The 22,529-nt window shown below is 60.3% G+C and carries 20 protein-coding genes; 14 read left to right on the top strand and 6 right to left on the bottom strand.

What is annotated here, in order from left to right; all coding sequences use genetic code 11:
• Positions 1-65 precede the first annotated feature (65 nt).
• Positions 66-836, bottom strand: a complete 771-nt coding sequence (locus tag CWR53_RS12215) for an SDR family NAD(P)-dependent oxidoreductase (protein ID WP_100851649.1) — start codon at positions 834-836, stop codon at positions 66-68.
• Between the two features lie 70 nt (positions 837-906).
• Positions 907-1,740: a transporter substrate-binding domain-containing protein gene (locus CWR53_RS12220; RefSeq protein WP_100851650.1), complete on the bottom strand. Its 834-nt coding sequence runs from the start codon at positions 1,738-1,740 to the stop codon at positions 907-909.
• 292 nt (positions 1,741-2,032) lie between these two features.
• On the opposite strand from CWR53_RS12220, the gene CWR53_RS12225 reads away from it, so the two are divergent.
• The 3 genes from CWR53_RS12225 to ppsA all read left to right on the top strand — a co-directional run bounded on the left by CWR53_RS12225 (position 2,033) and on the right by ppsA (position 6,508).
• Positions 2,033-2,545, top strand: a complete 513-nt coding sequence (locus tag CWR53_RS12225; protein WP_100851651.1) for a heme-degrading domain-containing protein — start codon at positions 2,033-2,035, stop codon at positions 2,543-2,545.
• Between the two features lie 99 nt (positions 2,546-2,644).
• Complete coding sequence (gene gabP / locus CWR53_RS12230; protein ID WP_100851652.1) at positions 2,645-4,036, top strand: GABA permease; 1,392 nt, start codon at positions 2,645-2,647, stop codon at positions 4,034-4,036.
• 54 nt (positions 4,037-4,090) lie between these two features.
• Positions 4,091-6,508 carry a phosphoenolpyruvate synthase gene (ppsA, locus tag CWR53_RS12235; RefSeq protein ID WP_258313148.1) on the top strand — a complete coding sequence of 806 codons (2,418 nt, stop codon included), beginning with the start codon at positions 4,091-4,093 and terminating at the stop codon, positions 6,506-6,508.
• 52 nt (positions 6,509-6,560) lie between these two features.
• On the opposite strand, the gene CWR53_RS12240 is transcribed toward ppsA, so the two are convergent.
• The 4 genes from CWR53_RS12240 to CWR53_RS12255 form a co-directional block, all read right to left on the bottom strand.
• Positions 6,561-6,845, bottom strand: coding sequence for a hypothetical protein (locus CWR53_RS12240; protein ID WP_181405422.1), 285 nt, complete (start codon positions 6,843-6,845; stop codon positions 6,561-6,563).
• A gap of 158 nt (positions 6,846-7,003) precedes the next feature.
• Positions 7,004-8,308 carry an aspartate aminotransferase family protein gene (locus tag CWR53_RS12245; protein WP_100851653.1) on the bottom strand — a complete coding sequence of 435 codons (1,305 nt, stop codon included), beginning with the start codon at positions 8,306-8,308 and terminating at the stop codon, positions 7,004-7,006.
• A gap of 216 nt (positions 8,309-8,524) precedes the next feature.
• The gene (locus CWR53_RS12250; RefSeq protein WP_100851654.1) at positions 8,525-10,021 is read right to left on the bottom strand and encodes a CoA-acylating methylmalonate-semialdehyde dehydrogenase; all 1,497 of its coding nucleotides are present in this window, start codon (positions 10,019-10,021) and stop codon (positions 8,525-8,527) included.
• 70 nt (positions 10,022-10,091) lie between these two features.
• Positions 10,092-11,438: an aspartate aminotransferase family protein gene (locus CWR53_RS12255; RefSeq protein ID WP_100851655.1), complete on the bottom strand. Its 1,347-nt coding sequence runs from the start codon at positions 11,436-11,438 to the stop codon at positions 10,092-10,094.
• Between the two features lie 100 nt (positions 11,439-11,538).
• On the opposite strand from CWR53_RS12255, the gene CWR53_RS12260 reads away from it, so the two are divergent.
• The 11 genes from CWR53_RS12260 to CWR53_RS12310 all read left to right on the top strand — a co-directional run bounded on the left by CWR53_RS12260 (position 11,539) and on the right by CWR53_RS12310 (position 22,490).
• A complete protein-coding gene (locus CWR53_RS12260; protein WP_100852631.1) occupies positions 11,539-12,459 on the top strand; it encodes a LysR family transcriptional regulator in 921 nt (306 codons plus the stop codon).
• Positions 12,460-12,675: 216 nt separating this feature from the next.
• Complete coding sequence (locus CWR53_RS12265) at positions 12,676-13,512, top strand: ABC transporter substrate-binding protein (protein WP_100851656.1); 837 nt, start codon at positions 12,676-12,678, stop codon at positions 13,510-13,512.
• 56 nt (positions 13,513-13,568) lie between these two features.
• Positions 13,569-14,390, top strand: coding sequence for an amino acid ABC transporter ATP-binding protein (locus CWR53_RS12270; protein WP_100851657.1), 822 nt, complete (start codon positions 13,569-13,571; stop codon positions 14,388-14,390).
• Between the two features lie 10 nt (positions 14,391-14,400).
• On the top strand, positions 14,401-15,072 hold the full coding sequence (locus CWR53_RS12275) for an amino acid ABC transporter permease (protein WP_100851658.1): 672 nt from the start codon (positions 14,401-14,403) through the stop codon (positions 15,070-15,072).
• A 10-nt stretch (positions 15,073-15,082) separates the two neighbouring features.
• The gene (locus CWR53_RS12280; protein ID WP_100851659.1) at positions 15,083-15,748 is read left to right on the top strand and encodes an amino acid ABC transporter permease; all 666 of its coding nucleotides are present in this window, start codon (positions 15,083-15,085) and stop codon (positions 15,746-15,748) included.
• 50 nt (positions 15,749-15,798) lie between these two features.
• The gene (locus tag CWR53_RS12285; RefSeq protein ID WP_100851660.1) at positions 15,799-16,674 is read left to right on the top strand and encodes a dihydrodipicolinate synthase family protein; all 876 of its coding nucleotides are present in this window, start codon (positions 15,799-15,801) and stop codon (positions 16,672-16,674) included.
• Positions 16,675-16,732: 58 nt separating this feature from the next.
• Positions 16,733-18,013 carry an FAD-binding oxidoreductase gene (locus CWR53_RS12290; protein ID WP_100851661.1) on the top strand — a complete coding sequence of 427 codons (1,281 nt, stop codon included), beginning with the start codon at positions 16,733-16,735 and terminating at the stop codon, positions 18,011-18,013.
• Positions 18,010-19,491: an aldehyde dehydrogenase family protein gene (locus CWR53_RS12295; RefSeq protein ID WP_100851662.1), complete on the top strand. Its 1,482-nt coding sequence runs from the start codon at positions 18,010-18,012 to the stop codon at positions 19,489-19,491. The genes CWR53_RS12290 and CWR53_RS12295 overlap by 4 nt, the downstream gene beginning before the upstream one ends.
• A gap of 10 nt (positions 19,492-19,501) precedes the next feature.
• Positions 19,502-20,530 carry a proline racemase family protein gene (locus CWR53_RS12300; protein WP_100851663.1) on the top strand — a complete coding sequence of 343 codons (1,029 nt, stop codon included), beginning with the start codon at positions 19,502-19,504 and terminating at the stop codon, positions 20,528-20,530.
• 251 nt (positions 20,531-20,781) lie between these two features.
• Complete coding sequence (locus tag CWR53_RS12305) at positions 20,782-21,489, top strand: GntR family transcriptional regulator (RefSeq protein ID WP_100851664.1); 708 nt, start codon at positions 20,782-20,784, stop codon at positions 21,487-21,489.
• Between the two features lie 245 nt (positions 21,490-21,734).
• A complete protein-coding gene (locus CWR53_RS12310) occupies positions 21,735-22,490 on the top strand; it encodes an SDR family NAD(P)-dependent oxidoreductase (RefSeq protein WP_100851665.1) in 756 nt (251 codons plus the stop codon).
• Positions 22,491-22,529: the final 39 nt, after the last annotated feature.

Consider the following 22,529-nt stretch of genomic DNA (forward strand, 5'->3'; position numbering starts at 1 on the left):
AAGCATGCTACGCGCCAGCATCCAGATGATCTGGCTGCCGGCCGCTTCGCCGGCCCCGTTATAGATCAGCGGATATAGCTGCCACCATTGACGTCCAGGGTGGCGCCATTGAGGGATGCCTGCGAGGGGCGCAGGGTGAAAGCCACCAGCTCGGCGATTTCCGCCGGGCTGGCCATGCGGCCAACGGGAATATCGGAAACCGCGGCAGCCTCACCATGCTGGGCGACAAATTGCTCTGCCATGTCGGTGCGCACCCAGCCAGGTGCGATCGCCACCGCCACCACGCCATCGCTTGCCACGCTGCGGGCCAGCGATTTGGTCAGGTTGACAAGGGCTGCTTTGCTCGAGCCATAAGGCAGCGCATCGGCTGCGTAACCGCGTTGCGCCGCGCGGCTTGCCATGTTGATGATGCGCCCGCCACCGTGGGTGCGGTAGTGCGCAACGGCCTCACGGCACAAGTCGGCAGCCGCGAAGAAATTGACCTGGAATTCCCGGCGCCACGCTTCGCGCCATTGAGCAGACGGCGCATCTAGCGCAATCTCGGTACGAATTCCGGCGTTGTTGACCAACCCGTGAATTCTGCCGCCACACAGCTCCAATGCTGCACGCCACAATTGCTCAGGGCCTGCCTCTTGGCTCAGGTCACCCTGCACGATCCAGCCTTGGCCATCGATCCGCTCCAGTATCTGCTGCGCACCTTGTGCATCGCGGCTGTAGTGGATAACCGGGCGGGCGCCTTCAGCGGCCAGCTGCTCGACAATCGCGGCGCCAATGCCACCTGAGGCCCCGGTTACCAGAACAGTTTGCCCTGCCAGGGGACGTGTTGGGTCACTCATCTGTACTCACCTTCCATTGTTGAAAACATCGGATGGCCGCCCACGCTTGATGGGCGGCCAAATCATCGTGTCAATTCGCCGTGTTGGCCTGGACGGACGCCTTGTCCACCAGTTGCTGGATTTCACCCGTGTCGCGGCGTTGCCGCAAATAGATGTTCAGTACTTCAAGGTCCGCTGCGCCGATATCGCGACGCACCCCGAACGACACACCCTGCTTGGCCAGCGCCGGCTTAGGTAGGATTTCCCGGGTCCAGTCGGGGTTCGCCAGGGCAAAGAGGTGGTTGGTATCGCTTGCGTCGACCAGAACATCGGCACGCTTGGACATCACGGCGAGGCGCGCCTCATCCATGCCGGGCAGACGCATGATCTTGCCGTTGTGCACCACCGAAGAAATTGCCTTGTCCTGCGCAGTACCTGACATCACGGCGAAGGTAACCTCTGGTTTGTCCAGGCTTGCGATGTCGTCTCTCACCTCGGCGACCTTGGGGTTGTTCTTGTTTACCAACAGCGACACCTGGTAGTCGGTTGCCGGCACGCTGAATGCCACCGCCAGTGCCCGCTCGGGCGTTTGGTTCAGTGCCATGGCCAGGTCCCACTTGCTGCTTTGCAGGCCGGCCACGAGGTTGTCCCAGTTGGTGTCGACGAAGGCAACCTTGACCTTCAGTACCTTCTCCCCAAAGTCCCTGCAGAGGTCGACGAAGTACCCGCTGTAGTCACCCGTCTTGGCATCGCGCATCACATAAGGTGCCGCGACTGCGGCACCGCAACGCAGCACACCCGCCTTCTGTATATCCTGCCACATCGACGTTTCGGCGGCCTGAGCCGCAGGCTGAGACAGCAAGGCACTGCACAAAGCAGTGCCGATCAGAAGCGATTTAAGCTTGGACGGGATAGGGAGATCCATTTTTCAACCTCACTGAATAGTCATTGTTGTTGGCAGGAAGGCAACGGCACCACATGCATGCTATTTTGTGTGCAGGCATGCACTCACATTAAAAATACTGCCCAATGGTGTCAACACCCACACGCTAAAAATCGCTTTCCGAAATTACCTGGGCCGACAAGATGATATTTACGACAGTAATCCGAAAAGAATACGTAAGAAAAAATAGATTTAACTCACCTTTCAAGCGGGCGATGCTGTTGCAGATTTTTGAAGCCGAGCTAGCCTGCGCGCTGCTAGAAGGAGAACGCCGATGAACCTTACAGACGAGTTGGCGGTACTGATTCGCCAAGAAGAAACACTGCAGTACTCGCGTTTCGATGAAGCGTCTGCCTGGCAACTGGGCAGCTATCTGTACGATCAGGCGGTGACCGAATCGTGGCCACTAGTGATCGCTATCAACCGGTTCGACCGACCCCTGTTCTTTGCAGCACGACCTGGCATCACCTCCGACAACCATGAATGGGTCAGGCGCAAGCAACGCACCGTGCAGCGTTTTTTGCGCAGCTCTTACCGGATTCGCTACCAACTGGCACTGGACGAACAGGACATCACCCAGCGCTACCACCTGGCTGAGGCCGAGTACGCCAGCGTCGGCGGCGGCTTTCCGATCATCGTCAAGGGCGCCGGGGTGATTGGCAGCGTGACGGTATCGGGGCTTCCTGACCGGCAGGACCACCAGATCATCGTCGACGCACTTTGCGAGTTGCTCGGCCATGAGCGCAGCGCCCTTTCGCTCGCTGCGGATTGCCCTTTCAAGCGCTAGAACGACTTAAACGCTGCCCTTGGATGCCGATGTCTGGCATCTGGCGGTAGCGTGCCCTACGGATTTAGAACGTTCCAAAAACAATTATCGAGTTCTTCCATGTCCAATACCTCACTTGCACCTGGCCTGAAACAGCGCCATGTCACCATGCTGTCGATCGCCGGGGTGATCGGCGCGGGGCTGTTCGTCTTTTCCGGCCACGCAATCGCCAAGGCAGGGCCCGCCGCCCTGCTCGCCTACCTCTGCACAGGCGCCCTGGTGGTGCTGGTGATGCGCATGCTGGGGGAAATGGCAGTGGCCTCGCCGGACACCGGTTCGTTTTCCACCTATGCCGACCGGGCCATCGGACGCTGGGCAGGCTTCAGCATCGGTTGGCTCTACTGGTGGTTCTGGGTGCTGGCCATCCCACTCGAAGCGATCGCCGCCGCCAACATCCTCAATGCCTGGATGCCGTCGGTGGACACCTGGGTGTTCGCTTCGGCGGTGATCGTACTGGTGACCGCGTCGAACTTCTTCAGCGTCGCCCGCTATGGCGAGTTCGAGTTCTGGTTTGGCTTGCTGAAGATTCTGGCAATCATTGGTTTCATCACATTGTGCAGCGCCGCATTGCTAGGTTTGCTGCCTGATCGCCCGGTCAGTGGCCTGCAGCGGTTGATGGCCGAGCATGGCGGCTTCGCGCCGAATGGCCTGCAGGCCATCGTCGGCGCGATGCTCACCACCATGTTCAGCTTTATCGGCGCCGAGGTAGTGACCATCGCGGCAGCTGAGTCGAAAAACCCTGCCCGGCAGATCACTCGCGCTACCAACTCGGTGGTATGGCGGATCTGCATTTTCTATCTGTTGTCCATCGCGCTGATCCTGTCGATCGTGCCGTGGAATGATCCACGCCTGCCCGAGGTCGGTTCGTTCCAGCGTGTTCTGGAAATACTGCAGATCCCCAACGCCAAGCTGCTGATGGATATCGTCGTGCTGGTGGCAGTGGCCAGTTGCATGAACTCGCAGGTGTATACAGGCTCGCGCATGCTCTTTTCGCTGGCCAAGCGTGGCGATGCACCGGCCTTCCTCGGCCGCACTACCCTGGCGAAGGTGCCGCGTGCCGCCGTGGCCTCGACCACGGTACTGGGCGTCGTGGCGACATTCATCAATTACTTCGCGCCGCAAAGCGTGTTCGCGTTCCTGCTGGCAACCTCCGGGGCCGTGGCTTTGCTGGTCTACCTGGTAATCGCCGTTTCCCAGCTGTGCCTGAGGAAAAAGCTGCTGACCAGCGGGCAACCGCTGGAGTTTCGCATGTGGCTGTTCCCGTGGCTGACCTGGGTGGTGATCGCCTTCATCAGTGGCGCGCTGATCAGTATGTTCTTCATCCCGGCCTACCGCACCGAGATCACGGCCACCGGCTTGCTGACCATTGTCATCGTTTGCCTGGGCTTGCTGACTGCAAGAAAGACCCGCCACCCGGCCACCGCACCGCTCAAGAAACGTGCAACGGCCTGATACACCCTTGCGCACCGGCCTCGGCCGGTGCGCTTCATTCTGGAGAGCTTCAACGTGGTTGATTACGTAGTCCCCCTGGACGCACTGGGCGTCCATGATGTGGAACAGGTGGGGGGCAAGAACGCATCCCTGGGCGAGATGATCAGTAACCTCGCTGGTGCCGGCGTGTCGGTGCCGGGCGGCTTTGCCACTACGGCTCAGGCGTACCGTGACTTTCTCGAACAGAGTGGCCTGAACGACCAGATCCATGCGGCCCTCGACGCGCTCGACGTGGATGACGTCAACGCACTGGCCAAGACCGGCGCGCAGATCCGTCAGTGGGTGATGGAGGCTGAATTCCCGGCTCGCCTGGATGCCGAAATCCGCACTGCCTTCGCCGAAATGTCCAAGGGCAACGACAACATGGCCGTGGCCGTGCGTTCCTCGGCCACCGCCGAAGACCTGCCGGACGCCTCGTTCGCCGGTCAGCAGGAAACCTTCCTCAACATCCGTGGCGTCGACAACGTGATCCGCGCGGCCAAGGAAGTGTTCGCCTCGCTGTTCAACGACCGCGCCATTGCCTACCGCGTGCACCAGGGCTTCGACCACAAGCTGGTGGCCCTGTCTGCCGGCGTGCAGCGCATGGTCCGTTCGGAAACCGGCACCGCTGGCGTGATGTTCACCCTCGACACCGAGTCGGGCTTCCGTGACGTGGTGTTCATCACCGGCGCCTACGGCCTGGGTGAAACCGTGGTGCAGGGTGCGGTCAACCCTGACGAATTCTACGTACACAAGCAAACCCTGGAGGCTGGCCGCCCGGCCATCCTGCGCCGCAACCTGGGGAGCAAGGCGATCAAGATGGTCTATGGCGACGAAGCCAAGGCCGGTCGCTCGGTCAAGACCGTCGAGGTCGACCGCGCCGAACGTGCGCGCTTCTGCCTGAGCGACGACGAAGTCAACGAGCTGGCCAAGCAGGCGATGATCATCGAGCAGCACTACCAGCGCCCGATGGACATCGAATGGGCCAAGGACGGTGACGACGGCAAGTTGTACATCGTCCAGGCCCGCCCTGAGACCGTGAAGAGCCGCGCCAGCGCCAACGTCATGGAACGTTACCTGCTCAAAGAGAAGGGCACCGTTCTGGTCGAAGGCCGCGCCATCGGCCAGCGCATCGGCGCCGGCAAGGTCCGCGTAATCAACGACGTGTCCGAAATGGACAAGGTACAGCCGGGCGACGTGCTGGTTTCCGACATGACCGACCCGGACTGGGAACCGGTGATGAAGCGCGCCAGCGCCATCGTCACCAACCGTGGCGGGCGTACCTGTCACGCGGCGATCATCGCCCGTGAGCTGGGTATCCCGGCCGTGGTCGGTTGCGGTAACGCCACCCAGGTGCTCAAAGACGGCCAGGGCGTGACCGTCTCCTGCGCCGAAGGCGATACCGGCTTCATCTTCGAAGGCCAGCTGGGCTTCGACATCAAGCAGAACTCGGTGGACGCCATGCCCGAGCTGCCGTTCAAGATCATGATGAACGTCGGCAACCCGGACCGCGCCTTCGACTTCGCCCAGCTGCCCAACGCCGGTGTGGGCCTGGCGCGTCTGGAATTCATCATCAACCGCATGATCGGCGTGCACCCCAAGGCGCTGCTGAATTACGCCGGCCTGCCAGCCGACCTGAAGGAAAGCGTCGACAAGCGCATCGCCGGCTACAACGACCCGGTCGGCTTCTATGTCGAGAAGCTGGTCGAGGGCATCAGCACCCTGGCGGCGGCCTTCTACCCGAAAAAGGTCATCGTGCGCCTGTCGGACTTCAAGTCCAACGAGTACGCCAACCTGATCGGCGGCAAACTGTACGAGCCGGAAGAAGAAAACCCGATGCTGGGCTTCCGCGGTGCTTCGCGCTACATCAGCGAGTCGTTCCGTGACTGCTTCGAGCTCGAATGCCGTGCCCTAAAACGCGTGCGCAACGAAATGGGCCTGACCAACGTCGAGATCATGGTGCCGTTCGTGCGCACCCTGGGCGAAGCCAGCCAGGTTGTCGACCTGCTCGCCGAAAACGGCCTGGCCCGTGGCGACAATGGCCTGCGCGTGATCATGATGTGCGAGCTGCCGTCCAACGCGATCCTTGCCGAAGAGTTCCTCGAATACTTCGACGGCTTCTCGATCGGCTCCAACGACCTGACCCAGCTGACCCTGGGCCTGGACCGCGACTCGGGCATCATCGCCCACCTGTTCGACGAGCGTAACCCGGCCGTGAAGAAGCTGCTGGCCAACGCCATCGCCGCGTGCAACAAGGCCGGCAAGTACATCGGCATTTGCGGTCAGGGCCCATCGGACCACCCGGACCTGGCCAAGTGGCTGATGGAGCAAGGCATAAACAGTGTGTCGCTGAACCCGGACTCAGTAATCGAGACCTGGCTGTTCCTGGCAATTGATAAGAATGATGACCGTCATCCCCTGACTATCCAATCCGATATCCCTCTGACAGCCTAACCTCACCAATCCCGCCCCTACCGAGATTTCGGTCAGGTAGGAGCGGGGTGATTTACTGCTTGTTCAATTCTTCTGGAGTGACCGTTGGTTCCGCTGGGACCAGCGGTGGATTCTGAGGGGGCGGCCCACCAGCCTCCTTCACTCTGGTACGATCAGCAGCCGCCTGATCTTTGGTAGCTTTAGCATTTTCTTTGGCAGCCTCATTCATCTTCTCCCTCGCTTCGACCATCTTCTCCTTAGCCTGCTCGCGATGCTCCTGAGCCTGCTGGGCCTTGTCACATCCGGCTATTCCCAACACAGTGAACAGTGCTAAGACACATGCATGCCGTTTAGACATATCCTTTCTCCAAGTGTGACTTCAATAATTCAGTGACCGCCACTACGACCCATGGGTTCATGCTGGTACCGATGCCGGCCAGTTCGACGCCCACAAAAAAGCCGCCAGCTAAGGCGGCTTGAGCGTGATCACTGACCACGCCCCTTCAGTTTACAACCTCAGCCCAGGATCGAACCAAGCACCTCATCGAGGATGGCAACACCGGCCTCAATCTCCTCCGGGCTGACAATGCATGGCGGCACCACGTGAATGCGGTTCTCGACCACGAACGGCAGCAGACCCAGCTCCAACAATTTGGCCTTGATTGCCTGCATCTTGTCGGCGGCCAGTGGGGCACGGCTTTGTTGGTCGCTGACAAGTTCAAGTGCCCAGAATACGCCGGCACCGCGGACTTCGCCGATCAAGGGGTGACGCTGCTGCAACTCGCGCAAGCGCGGGCCCAATACGTTGGTGCCGATGTCCAAGGCGTTCTCGACCACCTGTTCCTCGCGCATGGCGTCAATGGATGCAACGATCGAGGCCATGGCCAGAGGGTGGCCGGAGTACGTCAGGCCGCCTGGGAAGAAGTGGGTATCGAAGTAGCTGGAGATCTGCTCCGAGATGACAACACCACCCACAGGGACGTAGCCCGAGTTGACGCCCTTGGCGAAGGTGATCAGATCAGGCACTACACCATAGTGCTCCAGGGCGAACCACTTGCCGGTCCGGCCGAAGCCCGACATTACCTCGTCAAGGATCAGCATGATGCCGAACTCGGTTGCCAGCGCTCGAACACCCTGCATGTATTCGGCAGACGGCATCAAGATACCGGCAGTGCCAGGCAGGCTTTCCAGCAGAATCGCTGCAATCGAATTCGCACCTTCCGCCTCGATCACCCGACGCAAGTGACGCAGCGCACGCGCGGTCTCTTCGGCCTCGGTCTGCGCGCTGAACTCGCTGCGATACAGATAAGGGGTGAAGAAGTGGACATGGCCACGGGCATATTCATTCGGCACCCGGCGAGGGTCACCCGTAGCGACGATCGCCGAGCCGGTATTGCCATGATACGAACGGTAGGCGGACAGCACTTTGTCACGCCCAGTGAACAGCCGCGCCATGCGCATGGCATTTTCATTGGCATCGGCGCCGCCGTTGGTGAAAAACACCTTTTTGAAGCCCTGCGGCGCTTGCTCAATGATGCGCTTGGCCGCTTCGCCACGGGCCAGATTGGCGGTCGCCGGTGCCACGGTCATCAACGTAGAGGCCTGTTCTTGGACCGCTTTGATGACTGCGGGGTGCTGATGACCCAGGTTGGTGTTTACCAGCTGGCTGGAGAAGTCCAGATAGCGCTTGCCGTCGTGGTCCCATACCGTGCATCCCACCCCGCCTGCGATCACCAGGGGGTTGAGTAAACCTTGCGTCGACCACGAGTGGAACACATATTCGCGGTCCAGACCTTTTACGTATTCATTGGTGATTGCCATGATGCACAGCGACCTCTAGTTGATCAGCCTGACAAAGAAAAGCCGCCAGCGTGGTGGCGGCGAGGTCTCCAGCCAAGGCTTTTGACAAAGGGTGAGAAGGTTGGCCCGACAGGTCATCAGGCCCCTCTCTGGTGATTGCTACAGGTTGAGCGACAGCGCCATCGGCGTGTCTCCGTCAGAACGGCCGACAGCGCCGCCACCCGAACTCATGCGTCCTCAGCTGTTGCTGGGGAACGCGAATTGCGCAGCTTCGTGGCTGGTGCGTTTGGGCCAGCGCTGGGTGATGGCCTTCTTGCGAGTGTAGAAACGCACTCCGTCCGGGCCGTAGGCGTGCAGGTCGCCGAACAGCGAGCGCTTCCAGCCACCGAAGCTGTGGTAGCTCACCGGCACCGGCAGCGGTACGTTGACGCCCACCATGCCGACTTCGATCTCGTCGCAGAACAGGCGCGCCGACTCACCGTCACGGGTGAAGATGCAGGTGCCGTTGCCGTACTCGTGGTCGTTGATCAGCTTGATCGCCTCTTCCAGGCTGCCCACGCGGACCACGCACAGCACCGGGCCGAAGATCTCTTCCTTATAGATGCGCATTTCCGGGGTGACGCGGTCGAACAAGGTGCCGCCCACGAAGTAGCCGTCTTCGTTGCCTGCCACTTTGAATCCACGGCCGTCCACAACGACCTTGGCACCGGCGGCAACGCCGTCATCGATGTAACCCAGCACCTTGTCACGCGCAGCAGCGGTGACCAGCGGGCCCATGTCCAGGCCGCAGGTGGTGCCTGCACCAATTTTCAATGCCTTGATCTGAGGCTCCAGCTTGGAGATCAGCGCGTCGGCTACCTGGTCGCCCACGCACACCGCCACGGAGATAGCCATGCAGCGTTCGCCGCACGAACCGTATGCAGCACCCATCAGCGCGCTGACCGCGTTGTCCAGTTCAGCGTCCGGCATCAGCACCGCGTGGTTCTTGGCACCACCCAGGGCCTGAATACGCTTGCCGCGCTTGGTACCTTCGGCATAGATGTACTCGGCAATCGGAGTGGAGCCGACGAAGCTCAGGGCTTTGACTTCCGGTGCTTCGATGAGTGCGTCGACCGCTTCTTTGTCACCGTGCACAACATTCAGCACGCCATTTGGCAGGCCGGCTTCGTGCAGCAGTTCAGCGATCAGCAGAGTCGAGCTTGGGTCACGCTCGGACGGTTTGAGGATGAAGCAGTTACCGCAGGCAATAGCCAGTGGGTACATCCACAGTGGCACCATGGCTGGGAAGTTGAACGGAGTGATGCCGGCTACAACGCCGATTGGCTGCAAGTCGCTCCAGGCGTCGATGTTTGGGCCGACGTTGCGGCTGTACTCGCCCTTGAGGATCTCGGGAGCAGCACTGGCGAATTCGACGTTCTCGATACCACGCTTGAGTTCACCAATGGCATCTTCAATGGTCTTGCCGTGCTCTTCGCTGATCAGTTGGGCAATACGCTGCTCGTTCGCCTCCAGCAGCTGCTTGAAGCGGAACATCACCTGGGCGCGCTTGGCCGGCGGAGTGTTGCGCCAGGCCGGGAAGGCGGCTTGGGCCGAGTCGATGGCCTTTTGCACGGTGGCGCGGCTCGCCAGGCCCAACTTGTGGATAGCCTGGCCAGTGGCCGGGTTGAAAACGTCAGTGGTGCGAGCATCGTCAGCGACGTGTTCACCGTGAATCAGGTGCTTGATAGTAGCCATCTTCTTTCCTCAAGCTTGGTGCCAAGCTGTTTGTTTGTTGTATGGGTGTAAGCGCGGGTGCGCAGACTGATCAGTTGATGCCTTGGAGGGCTTCCCCCACAGCATCGAACAGACGATCCAGTTCCTGGGGTTTGGTATTGAAAGTTGGTCCGAACTGAAGGGTGTCGCCGCCAAAGCGGACATAGAACCCAGCTCGCCAGAGCGCCATGCCTGCTTCGAATGGGCGGATAGCGGCATCGCCATCGCGAGGGGCGATCTGAAGCGCACCAGCCAATCCGCAATTTCGGATATCGATGATGTGCTTTGCCCCACGCAGACCATGAATGGCCTTCTCGAAATACGGTGCCAACTCCGCGGACTGTTGAATCAGGTGCTCTTTCTCAAGCAGCTCCAGGGTCGCTAGGCCGGCAGCGCAGGCCACAGGATGGGCCGAATAGGTGTATCCGTGAGTGAACTCAACTGCGTACTCCGGAGACGCTTGGTACATGAAGGTGTTATAGATTTCGCCCGAGGCGATCACCGCGCCCATAGGAATGGCGCCATTGGTGATCTGCTTTGCCACATTCATGAGGTCCGGGGTGACACCGAAGTACTCTGCGCCGGTCATGGTGCCCATGCGACCGAAAGCGGTAATGACCTCATCAAAAATCAGCAAGATATTGTGCTGATCACAAATTTGCCGCAGGCGCTGCAAGTAACCTTGCGGAGGGACGATCACCCCTGCCGATCCCGACATCGGCTCGACGATAACCGCGGCAATGTTCGAGGCGTCATGCAGCTCGATCAGCTTCAACAGCTCATCGGCGAGCGCGACTCCACCGGTCTCAGCAGCGCCTTTGGTAAACGCAAGATCCGGTTGCAAGGTGTGCGGCAGATGGTCGACATCCATCAACTGACCAAACATCTTACGGTTGCCACCGATACCACCCAGGGAGGTGCCAGCCACGTTGACGCCGTGGTAGCCACGAGCGCGACCGATCAGCTTGGTTTTCTGCGGCTGACCTTTCAGGCGCCAGTAAGCTCGGGCCATCTTGACGGAAGTGTCGGCACTCTCCGACCCCGATCCTGTGAAAAAGACATGATTGAGGTTGCCCGGCGCAAGGCTGGCGATTTTCTCGGAGAGCTGGAACGAGAGGGGATGCCCGTACTGAAATGCCGGTGAGTAGTCCAAGGTCACCAACTGTTTCGCGACAGCGTCGGCGATCTCCTGCCTGGAGTGCCCAGCGCCGCAGGTCCAAAGCCCTGAGAGGCTATCGAACACCTCACGGCCATGCTCATCGATCAGCCAGTTTCCTTTCGCGCCAACGATGAAACGCGGGTCTTTTTTGAAGTTCCGGTTCGACGAAAAAGGCATCCAGTGCGATTCGAGCTGGAGACCACTGGCCAGAGATAACGGTGCTTGCAAGGCCTGATTCATGACAGTGGTCCTGAACGTGGATGATGGGCGTAGCTTGTGCCGGAACCTCACATACGTTAAATCTATATTTTCTTGCGCTCAGTTATCGGATTGCTCACGCATGACAAAAAAAATACCGTTACAGCAGATCAGTGATTTTGATTTAAGGCTCTTGCGAGTCTTCAAGACCGTCGCCGAGTGCGGCAGTTTCTCCGGTGCTGAGAGCGCCCTGGGCATTACTCGCTCGGCTATCAGCCTGCACATGGGAGACCTTGAAAAACGGCTGGGAATGCGGCTCTGTCAGCGCGGCCGAGCCGGCTTCGCACTGACGGATCAAGGGCGCGAGGTGTTGCGCGCGAGTGAAACGGTCCTGGTTGCCATCGAAGGCTTCCGCAGCGAAGTCAACCAGATGCACCAGCATCTGCGGGGCGACCTCAATCTGGGGATCGTGAATAACTTGGTGACTCAGCCCAAGATGCGCATCACCCACGCGCTCAAGGCGGTTCGCGCTGAAGGCAGCGGGGTCCGGATCAATCTAAGCATGAGCCCCCCTGGAGAAATCGAGCGTGGCCTGCTGGATGGGCACCTTCACGCGGGTGCCGTGCCGCTGATCTCTCCTCTGTCAGGACTGGACTACAGCCTCCTCTACGAAGAACGATCCAACTTGTATTGCAGTCATGAGCATCCATTGTTCAGCAAGGCCTCCAGCGCTAGCGACGAGGACCTGATGTTGGCCGATGCAGTCGTTCCAACCTACCGAATGACGGCCGAGGCAATCGGTCTGCACCAGTTGCTGAACTTTGCCGCTTCAGCGACTGACCGCGAAGGCATAGCGTTTCTGATCCTGACGGGTAGCTATATCGGATTTCTCCCTGACCATTACGCCGCAGCGTGGGTTGAAAAAGGGCTGATGGCGCCCCTGGACCCCGGTAGGCTGTATTTCGACTCCAAGATCGCCATTGCTACCCGAAAGGGACGCAGACAGAACCTCATCCTTGAGCGTTTCCTAGACACACTGCACCTCAGCAATATCCCCGCCTAACATCCCGATCATCCCCTCGCTTCCTACACCCCCACTCACAAAAACATCGTGAGCGGGGGCGCTTTGCTCCAAAAAATTATTTCAAGCGTGTTGACACACTCCGCATAACCGCAATAGCCTGAATGCACTGCTGCACACAATGTGGCACTCAAAACAAACAACGATTCGCCCGCTACCTCTTCTGCCTACAAAAACAAATCACCGGAGAGATTCAACATGGCACGGTCCTTTTCCAGCAAAGTCGGAGGCAGCCTCGCCTGCGTCACTACAGCGCTGACACTCCTTATGCAGCCCATCGCGCACGCGGATACTCAGACATGGCAGAGCGTGCAAAAGGCCGGGGTACTTCGCTGCGGTGCAGCGGTCGCTGCTCCCTATGTGATGCGCGACCCTGCATCAGGTCAGTACAGCGGCTACTTCGTTGACCTTTGCCGTGACTTCGCCGAGAACGTTCTGAAGGTGAAGGCTCAATTCGTTGACACCAGCTGGGATAACCAGGTGGCCGGTTTGCAGAGTGGTAAATGGGACATGGCGATGGCGCTCAATAAAACGCCAGAGCGTGCCAAAGCGGTGGCCTTCTCTGTGCCCGCTACGGACTACCAGATCTCGCTGCTGGTCAACAAAAAGAACCCCAAGTTCGCAGGCCTCGGTAACAATCTGGCCGACTACGACAAGCCCGGCGTGACGATTGCCGTGATCTCCGGCACCGCCGCGGACAAGGCCGTGTCGGCGGCGATCAAGAGCGCGACACTGATGCGCCTGCCGGGGTCCGATGAAACCCGTATGGCACTGATGTCCAAGCGCGCCGACATCCTTGCCGACGCCAACGACACCAACCATCTGTTCGCCATGGCCAACGACTGGACCCATGAAGTGCTGCCTGAACCGGCACTGGCCAAGCAGGGGGTGTCCTTCGCCCTCGCCCTGCAGACGCCCCCCGAGGACATGGCTCAACTCGATGCTTACCTGACCCAGCGCCGCGAGGCGGGTGAGATCGACAAGCTGGTAGACAAAGCTTCTGCCGAAATCCTTGCGGGCAAAAAAGCCCAGTAACTCCTGCCGATATGCCGAGGGGCCTGGCCAAAGGCACCCTCACGGAGACGACACTGATGACCAGTCCTCACTTGGTGGCCTCGCAGCCGCAGGCTTCGCTCAACTCGAATTTCGCCCAAGGCGGCTCATTCATCCAGCTTCAAGGCGTACGCAAAGCCTATTCCGAACAGCTTGTGGTCATGGACGGCATGAACCTGGACATGCGTGCCGATGACCGTCTGGTGATCATCGGGCCGTCCGGCAGCGGCAAAAGCTCACTGCTGCGGGTGCTGATGGGCCTGGAGGGCATCCAGGGGGGCAGCATTCAGTTCCAGGGCAAGCCGTACATCGACGGCAGCCGCAAACACGGCAAGCCACTCGACGAAACCCTGCACAAGCAGATCGGCATGGTGTTTCAGCACTACACCCTGTTCCCGCACCTGTCGGTGCTCGGCAATCTGATCCTGGCCCCCGTGAAGGTGCACGGCCTGAGCAAGGCCGAGGCCACCGAAAAAGCCCGCGCCTACCTCGCCCGCCTGGGCCTGGAAAACAAGCTGCACGCCTACCCCAGCCAGCTGTCCGGCGGCCAGAAGCAGCGCGTGGCTATCGCCCGGGCATTGATGCTCGAACCGCGCCTGATGCTGTTCGATGAGGTCACTTCGGCGCTGGACCCGGAGATGGTCATCGAAGTGCAGAACGTGATGATGCAGCTGGCCGAGCAGAAAATGGCGATGATCATTGTTACCCACGACATGCACTTCGCCCGTCACATCGCCACGCGCGTGGTGTTCTGCGCCAATGGGAAAGTTGTCGAGCAGGGCCATCCCGAACAGATCTTCACCCAGCCCAAGGAAGCTCGCACCCGCGAGTTCCTGGAAAAGGTCGTGCATTTCGAGTGAGGGCACTGCCATGAACTATCAATTCGACTTCCATTTCTTGAACGGCAGCCTGCCGGCGCTGCTGGACGGGCTCAAGGTGACACTGGAACTGGCCCTGGTCTCGAACCTCATCGGTCTGACCTGCGGCTTCCTGCTGTGCCTGATGACACTGAGCCGCTGGTTCTTCGTACGCTGGCCAGCTCAGCTGTTCATCGAGTTCTTCCGCTGCACACCGGCGCTGCTGCAGATCGTCTGGTTCTTCTACTGCGTGCCGATGCTGTTCGACGTGTTCATCGACCCAATCGCCATGGGTTTCCTGGCGCTGGGCCTGAACCTCACTGCCTTCAACGCCGAAGCCTATCGGGCCGGTGTGCAAGCGGTACCGCGTGAACACCTGGATGCATCGATCGCACTCGGCCTCAAAAGCTGGCAACGCACGCTCTACGTGATCCTGCCGCAGTCCCTGCGCAGTGCATTGCCCGTGCTGATCACCAATGGCATCGGCACCCTGCAACAGAGCGCGCTGGTCGCCATCGTTGCCGTCGCCGACCTGATGTATGTGGGCAAAAGCCTGGCCACCGAGGCCTATCGCCCACTGGAAACCTACACCCTGATCGCCTTGATTTACTTCGCCCTGTCGCTGCCAATCGCGCAACTGGTGCAGTGGTTCGAGCGGCGTCAGGAACTGGCCGGCCAGCGCTGAGGAGATAGCCATGCCACTCGATTTCTCGGTTGTTCTGGCGTACTGGCCAGTGCTGCTCAAAGGCCTGCTGCTGACCTTGGCGTTCACCGGCGCCTGTGCCCTGCTCGGCAGCTTGCTCGGCTTCGTCGTCAGCATGCTGCGCCAGGTGAAGACGCCGCTGCTGCGCCTGCCGCTGACCCTGTACGTGGAGTTTTTCCGCGGCACGCCGCTGCTGATCCAGCTGTTCTGGGTGTTCTTCTGCTTCCCGGTGGTGTTCGGGCTGGACATCCCACCGTATGTGTCGGTGCTGATCGCGCTGACGCTGTTCATGGGCGCCATCACCAGCGAAACCTTCCGCGGCGCGCTGAAATCGATCGCCAGCGAGCAGCATGATGCCTGTACCGCGCTGGGCCTGACCTCGAAGGTCAAGGTGCTCTACGTGATCTTCCCGCAGGCCCTTCTGCGCGCAGTACCGCCACTGCTGTCGAACGTGGTCAGCTTGTTCAAGGAGAGCGCGCTGATCTCCTCGGTGGGTGTCGCTGACCTGATGTTCGTTGGCCAGAACATTTCCAACAGCACTGCCCGACCGGTCGAGTTCCTCTCGGCGGTGGCGGTCATTTACTTCCTCGTAGCCTTCCCACTGACCCGACTGGTCGGCGTGGTTGAAGGGCGCCTGCTTCGCCGCTACGCCTACTGACCCGACCTGACCGGTCTTTACCCACTACAAAAACCACCCGGAGACTCATCATGAAACTGAACGGTATCCTCCCAGCCCTGGTCACCCCTTTCGACGCCGCCGGCAAAGTCGACCACGACACCCTGGCATCGATTCTTGAGCACCAGCTCAAGGCCGGCGTCAGCGGCTTCGTACCGCTGGGTTCCACTGGCGAATACTACGCTCTGGCCAACGACGAGCGCCGTCAGGTGCTGGCCACCGTCAAGGAGGTGGTCGGTGATCGCGGCACCCTGATTGCCGGTGCCAATGGATCGTGCACGCGTGAAGTGCTGGAGCAGATCAAGCAGACCGTCGATGCCGGCTACACCAACCTGCTGATCGCCCCGCCCTACTACGCACTGCCTTCCCAGGAAGAGCTGCTGGCCCACTACAACACCATCCTTGAGACCTTCCCTGAAATCAACGTGGTGCTCTACAACTACCCAGTACGCACCAACGTCGAAGTCGGCCTGGATGTGATCGCCGCGCTGCACGAGCACCCGCGCGTGATCGGCATCAAGGAAAGTAGCGGCAACCTGTTGCGTGCTATCGAAATCGGTGAAAAATACAAAGGCATTCAACTGTCTTGCGGCTCCGACGACCAGGCTTTGGACTTCTACCTGTGGGGCGCCGACAGCTGGATCTGCGGCCCGGCCAACATCTTCCCGGAGAAGGTCGTGGCCTTCCACAAAGCGTTTACCAGCGGTGACATCCGTGGCGCCCAGCAAGTCATGCGCAGCCTGTTCCCGGCCATGGCCAACCTGGAAAGCGGCAAGTTCGTGCAGAAGGTCAAGTACGGCGCCGAGCTCGCAGGCTTTAAGGTGGGCCCAGCCCGTGCCCCGCTGCTGCCGTTGACCGACGACGAAAAAGCCGAATTCCGCAAGGTGTTCGAAGCTTCTCAGCAGTAATGCTCCACGGGGCCGCCACGCGGCCCCCTCGCACCCTCTCTTGATACGAGATAGACCCATGAACACCCCACAATCGTCATCGCAGACCGCCGTAGTCATCGGCGGCGGTATCGTCGGTGTCTGCTGCGCGCTGTACTTGCAGCGCGAAGGCCACAAGGTCACGCTCATCGACCCCGCCGCACCGGGCGACAGCACCGCCAAGTGGAGTTGCGGTCAGATGGCGGTCAGTGAAGTCATTCCCTTGTCCAAGCCGGGCATTCTGATGAAGATCCCGGGTTGGCTACTGGACCAGAAAGGCCCACTGGCACTGCGCCCCAGCGCCCTGCCGGGCATTCTGCCCTGGTTCCTGCGTTTTCTGGCCTGCGCACGTTCGTCGAAGATCCATGAGATCGCCGAGGACATGGCACGCCTGACCCAACACGTCTACACCGACTACGCCCCGCTGCTGGATGCCTGCCCGGACAAAACCTTGTTGGGCGACCGCCCTATCCTTGAAGTGTTCGACTCGCCAGCCGGCCTGGCCCACGAGCGCCCGCACCTGGAGCTGCGCAAGCAGTTGGGCTTCAAGTCCGAAGAACTCGACGGCGCCGCCATCGGCGACCTGGAGCCGGCCCTGGCGGGCAAGTTCCAGCATGGCCTGATGTTCCCTGACTGGCGCGCCGTCAGCGATACCGAAGGCTTCATTGCCGCACTGACAGAAAGCTTCATCGCCCAAGGTGGCGTGCGCCTGCGTCAGAAAGCCGTGAAGATCGAAGAAAACCACGACCGCGCCAGCGGCGTGACCCTGGCCGACGGCACCCGCCTGCCAGCCGACCACGTGGTCGTGGCGGCCGGTACGGGGGCTCGCCCGTTCTTCGACAGCCTTGGAGTGAACATCCCGCTGGCCGGCATTGCGGGCTATCAGGCCGTGTTGCCCACGCCTGATGTCGAAATTCGCCATTCGGTGATCTACGCCGATGGCGGCTTCTGCTTCGCCCCGATGACCCGCGGCCTGCAAATCGGCGGCACCATCGAATTCGCCGCACCTGGCGCCGAACCGAACTTCAAGCGTGCCGAAATCATCATGGAAAAGGCCCGCCGTGTGCTGCCACAACTGAATACTCAGGGGATGGAGTTCGGCGTCGGCTACCGGCCGTTCCTGCCTGATACCAAACCGGTCATCGACCGCTCCCCCCGCCTGAAAAACGTGATCATGGCCTTCGGCCACGGCCAACTCGGCCTGACTCTGGGCGCCACGACCGGCCGCCTGGTGGCCGACCTGGCTGCAAACCGTACACCGGCACAAAACCTGTCCGCATTCAGCGCTCGTCGCTTCGCCCTTATTGGAGGTACTGCATGAACCGCTACGACCAGTTCTACATCAATGGCCAATGGGTCAGCCCTGTCCTGGGCGGCAGCTTCGATTCGTATGACCCAAGCGACGAGAGCCTGATCACTCGTGTGGCCTCGGGTAGCGAAGAAGACATCGATATCGCGGTAAAGGCTGCCCGCGCCGCCTTCGACGAGGGCCCGTGGCCGCGCCTGAGCGGTGCCGAGCGTGGCGAGTACCTGCGCAAGATTGCCGACGGCATCCGTGCCCGCCAGGAGGAATTGGCCGAACTGGAAGTGCGCGACAACGGCAAGCCGTTCCCGGAAGCCATGTGGGATATCGGCGACACGGCCGGCTGCTTCGACTTCTACGCCAACCTGGCCGAAGAGCTGGACCGCAACCGCGAAAAGCCTGTGGCCCTGTCCGACGACCGTTTCAGCTCGCTCGCCCGTAAAGAGCCCATCGGCGTCGCCGGCGCCATCGTGCCGTGGAACTTCCCGATGCTGATGGCTTCGTGGAAGATCGCCCCGGCCCTGGCCGCAGGTTGCAGCATCATCCTCAAGCCCGCCGAGCAGACCTCGCTGACCGCCCTGGAGCTGGCCCGCATCGCCGATGAAGCCGGTCTGCCTGCTGGCGTGCTGAACATCGTCACCGGCCCAGGCTCCAAGGTGGGTGCCGCCCTCACCGCGCACCCTGGCGTGGACAAGCTGGCCTTCACCGGCAGCGTGCCGGTCGGCAGCCGCATCATGCAAGCCGCGGCCCAGGACATCAAGAATGTCACCCTGGAGCTGGGTGGCAAGTCGCCGTTCGTGATCTTCGCCGACAGCGACATTGAAAAAGCCGTCGAGTGGATCATGTTCGGCATCTTCTGGAACAAAGGTGAAGTCTGCTCGGCCACCTCTCGCGTGCTGGTCGAGCGTTCGGCCTATGAGCCGCTGCTCAAGCGCCTGGCGGAGGAAACCCGTAAGATCAAGATCGGCAACGGCATGGAAGAAGGTGTGCTGCTCGGCCCGCTGGTCAACCGCAGCCAATACGAAGGCACTCTCAAAGCCATCTCCCGGGGCCTGGAAGCCGGCGCACGTCTGGTCTGCGGTGGCGAACGTCCGGCGCACCTGGACAAGGGCTTCTATCTGCAACCAACCGTGTTCGCGGACGTGCCAGAAGACAGCTGGATCTGGAACGAAGAGATTTTCGCCCCAGTGGTGTGCATCCGTCCGTTCGACACCGAAGAAGAAGCGATCAAGTCGGCCAACAACTCGCGCTTCGGCCTTGGCGCGGCGGTCATGTCCAAAGACCTGGAGCGCTGCGAGCGCGTCGCTCGCAAGTTCCGCGCCGGCATCGTCTGGATCAACTGCTCGCAACCGACCTTCACCGAAGCGCCATGGGGCGGCTACAAGACCAGTGGCATCGGCCGCGAACTGGGCGAATGGGGCCTGAACAACTACCTGGAAACCAAGCAGATCACCCGCTACGACAGCGAACAGCCCTGGGGCTGGTACATCAAGTGAGGTAACACCCATGCGTTGGAAACAGACGCTTCAGCTGGCTGAGGTGCACTGCGAAGGCGAGATCGGCAAGGTCATCACCGGGGGCGTCATCGGCGTCCCGGGTGCCACCATGCTCGACAAGATGAACTACATCAACGAAGTCGACGACAGCCTGCGCCGCTTGGTGACGCTGGAGCCGCGCGGCTGTCTGCAGATGTCGGTCAACCTGTTGCTGCCGCCGACCCGGCCCGAGGCTCAAGCCGGCTTCATCGTGCTGCAGGCCGACAAGGCCCACCCGATGTCAGGCAGCAACTGCATTTGCGTGGTCACCGCCCTGCTTGAACTGGGCATGGTGCCCATGCAGGAGCCGGAAACCACGGTGGTGCTCGACACGCCAGCAGGCCTGGTCACCGCTCGCGCCCAGTGCGCAGAAGGCCGCTGCCTGAACGTGTCACTGGACATGGTGCCGGCCTTTGTCGAGCACCTGGACCTCGCGATCGAGACCGAACAGTTCGGGACGATCAAGGTTGATGTCGCCTTTGGCGGGGTCTACTACGCCTTGATCGACGTCGAACAGACCGGGCTATCGATCGCCCCGGAAAATGCCCGCGCCTTGGCCGATGCCGGCGTTGCATTGAAGGATGTAATCAACCGCCAGCTGAACATCCAGCATCCGCTGCTGCCATCTGTTAACGAAGTGGCATATGTGATGTTCCGCAATCGCCTGGATGATCGCACTTACCAGACCTGCACCACCCTGCCTCCGGGCCGCGTCGATCGCTCGCCCTGCGGTACTGGCAGCTCGGCCAACTTGGCCACACTGGCCGCACGTGGATTGGTACAACCGGGGGATCATCTGGTTTCCCAATCGACCATTGGCGGCCAGTTCCAGGTCGCCCTGCTGGGCCATGCCGATGTAGCTGGCAAGCCTGCGGTTTTACCGCGGGTGACCGGTCGGGCGTGGATCTACGGCCTGCAACAGCTGGGAGTCGATCCAGACGATCCACTCGCGGGCGGCTTCATGCTGAGTGACACGTGGGGAGTCGGCTTGAGTCGGTGACCCATTATTTACCTGTGCTCGGGTTGAACCGAGCACAGGTGCTTAGTTTGAAATTGGAAGGCCAATGACCTGCATCAGACAGGTGTTGATCGGGGCGCTCACTCCCCAATGGATTTACTCTTCAGCTACATGGATGGCCACTGTTTGACGCTTAATACTCCCTCCCCCATGCTAGGGGGACGCAAAGTCAGCAGAGACTGAAAATTATCATGGCCTGACCTGTATGATACGGGCAGACCAACCGAGACCTGATGATGGCAAAAGATAACGACACCGAAAGCGGCCCTCGTCGGCACAGCGGACGGTACATTTATGAAGAGCTTCGTAAGCAGATTCTGACCCTCAAGCTCAAGCCTGGTGTTCAGCTAGATGAAGTATCCCTAGCCGCCCAATTTGGGCTCTCCCGCTCCCCGGTGCGTGATGCGTTGGCGCGGCTGATCACTGAAGGCTTGGTTGTCATTCTGCCCAACCGCACGACGCTGGTTACACCGTTCGAGATCGAGGAGTTCCCGAACTATGTTTCAGCCCTCGACCTGATCCAGCGAGCTGTCACTCGCCTCGCGGCGACCCAGCACCGGCCGGAAGATCTACAAGCGATCCGAGATGCGGATGCGGCCTACTTGAAGGCAGTGACCACAGGCGATTTCCAAGCCATGTCGGAACTGAACAAAGCCTTCCATATGGCGATCGCTCATGCAGGTCGTAACCCCTATTTCATCACTTACTACGAGCGCCTTCTCGGTGAAGGGCAACGACTCCTGCATCTGCACTTTGATCACGTCGTCAGCTCTGCAAGCGCTCACCGCCTGGGGCGCGACCATGACGAGATGATCGAGGCAATCGCAGCCCGGGATGCGGACGCCGCCGAGGCCGCAGCTCATGAACATACCATGTTGTTCCAACGTCGCTTCCTGGACTACATGCAACAGAACCTCACTGCGCGCATGTCGGTCGGTTAACGATCTATAAAATGCACTGCTGATGCGGCTCTTCCTGGCAAGCAGATAGAGCCGCAGCACTGCATTGCCCTTCTGCTCGCCTTTCCCAATCTATCACCCTGTATTCACGTCACACTGCGCATCACATAACCGGGATGCTGATTAGTTTCGGCCGCTCGACATATTGCATACATACTTGCACACATGATATCAATTTCTGAGTTCCACCCCTCTTTACAACAACAATCGGTGAGGTCTGGCATTCAATGAACAGGTTCGAAAACAAGGTTGTCATCGTCACCGGAGCTGCTGGCGGTATCGGCTCCTCCATTGCCAAGCGATTCGCAAGTGAAGGTGCCTCAGTGGTCGTCAGCGATGTCAATTTCGAAGCCGCAGAAGTGGTGGCGCAGGCTCTTCGCTCTGATGGATCCAAGGCCGTCGCCATTGGGGCCGATATCGCTCAAGGTGAAGCCTGCCGCCAACTGGTCAGGGAAGTGGTCGAGCAACTAGGTCGGATAGACGTGCTCGTCAATAACGCAGGTATCAATCGTCGCGGCAACTTACTCGCACTGAGTGAGGACGACTGGCACGCCAGCTTCGCGGTCAACGTCGATTCGATGTTCCATCTGTGTCGTGCAGTTTTGCCTGTGATGATGGGAGCGGGCTCTGGCGCGATCGTTAACACAGCCTCTCAATGGGGCCTTCACCCTGCCCCTGGGCATATCGCCTACAACGTCACCAAAGCCGCTGTTGCTTCATTTACTCAAAATCTTGCCCGCGATTACGCGCCACACAACATTCGAGTCAATGCGGTATGTCCGGGTGAAATTCACACGCCTATGCTCGAAGCGGGCGTGCTTCGTTCGGGGCGTACCATCGCCGATCTCGACCGGATGGTTCCGCTGGGCAGGATAGGCAAACCCGAGGAAGTCGCAGCGCTAGTGGCTTTCCTGGCATCTGAAGAAGCGGCCTTCATGTGCGGCTCGCTGGTAGAGATAACCGGCGCTCAAGCAGTGGCGTGAATCAACGAGGGAGGCACTCAGGAGGCTGGGTGCCATATA

Source organism: Pseudomonas sp. SGAir0191 (assembly GCF_002812565.2).
In the GTDB taxonomy this organism is placed as follows: domain Bacteria; phylum Pseudomonadota; class Gammaproteobacteria; order Pseudomonadales; family Pseudomonadaceae; genus Aquipseudomonas; species Aquipseudomonas parafulva_B.

Excerpts from the sequence above, each read along its gene's own strand:
- CWR53_RS12215 (WP_100851649.1), bottom strand. The coding sequence starts at position 836 with ATGAGTGACCCAACACGTCCCCTGGCAGGGCAAACTGTTCTGGTAACC.
- CWR53_RS12220 (WP_100851650.1), bottom strand. The coding sequence starts at position 1,740 with ATGGATCTCCCTATCCCGTCCAAGCTTAAATCGCTTCTGATCGGCACT.
- CWR53_RS12225 (WP_100851651.1), top strand. The coding sequence starts at position 2,033 with ATGAACCTTACAGACGAGTTGGCGGTACTGATTCGCCAAGAAGAAACA.
- gabP (WP_100851652.1), top strand. The coding sequence starts at position 2,645 with ATGTCCAATACCTCACTTGCACCTGGCCTGAAACAGCGCCATGTCACC.
- CWR53_RS12240 (WP_181405422.1), bottom strand. The coding sequence starts at position 6,845 with ATGTCTAAACGGCATGCATGTGTCTTAGCACTGTTCACTGTGTTGGGA.
- CWR53_RS12245 (WP_100851653.1), bottom strand. The coding sequence starts at position 8,308 with ATGGCAATCACCAATGAATACGTAAAAGGTCTGGACCGCGAATATGTG.
- CWR53_RS12250 (WP_100851654.1), bottom strand. The coding sequence starts at position 10,021 with ATGGCTACTATCAAGCACCTGATTCACGGTGAACACGTCGCTGACGAT.
- CWR53_RS12255 (WP_100851655.1), bottom strand. The coding sequence starts at position 11,438 with ATGAATCAGGCCTTGCAAGCACCGTTATCTCTGGCCAGTGGTCTCCAG.
- CWR53_RS12260 (WP_100852631.1), top strand. The coding sequence starts at position 11,539 with ATGACAAAAAAAATACCGTTACAGCAGATCAGTGATTTTGATTTAAGG.
- CWR53_RS12265 (WP_100851656.1), top strand. The coding sequence starts at position 12,676 with ATGGCACGGTCCTTTTCCAGCAAAGTCGGAGGCAGCCTCGCCTGCGTC.
- CWR53_RS12270 (WP_100851657.1), top strand. The coding sequence starts at position 13,569 with ATGACCAGTCCTCACTTGGTGGCCTCGCAGCCGCAGGCTTCGCTCAAC.
- CWR53_RS12275 (WP_100851658.1), top strand. The coding sequence starts at position 14,401 with ATGAACTATCAATTCGACTTCCATTTCTTGAACGGCAGCCTGCCGGCG.
- CWR53_RS12280 (WP_100851659.1), top strand. The coding sequence starts at position 15,083 with ATGCCACTCGATTTCTCGGTTGTTCTGGCGTACTGGCCAGTGCTGCTC.
- CWR53_RS12285 (WP_100851660.1), top strand. The coding sequence starts at position 15,799 with ATGAAACTGAACGGTATCCTCCCAGCCCTGGTCACCCCTTTCGACGCC.
- CWR53_RS12290 (WP_100851661.1), top strand. The coding sequence starts at position 16,733 with ATGAACACCCCACAATCGTCATCGCAGACCGCCGTAGTCATCGGCGGC.
- CWR53_RS12295 (WP_100851662.1), top strand. The coding sequence starts at position 18,010 with ATGAACCGCTACGACCAGTTCTACATCAATGGCCAATGGGTCAGCCCT.
- CWR53_RS12300 (WP_100851663.1), top strand. The coding sequence starts at position 19,502 with ATGCGTTGGAAACAGACGCTTCAGCTGGCTGAGGTGCACTGCGAAGGC.
- CWR53_RS12305 (WP_100851664.1), top strand. The coding sequence starts at position 20,782 with ATGATGGCAAAAGATAACGACACCGAAAGCGGCCCTCGTCGGCACAGC.
- CWR53_RS12310 (WP_100851665.1), top strand. The coding sequence starts at position 21,735 with ATGAACAGGTTCGAAAACAAGGTTGTCATCGTCACCGGAGCTGCTGGC.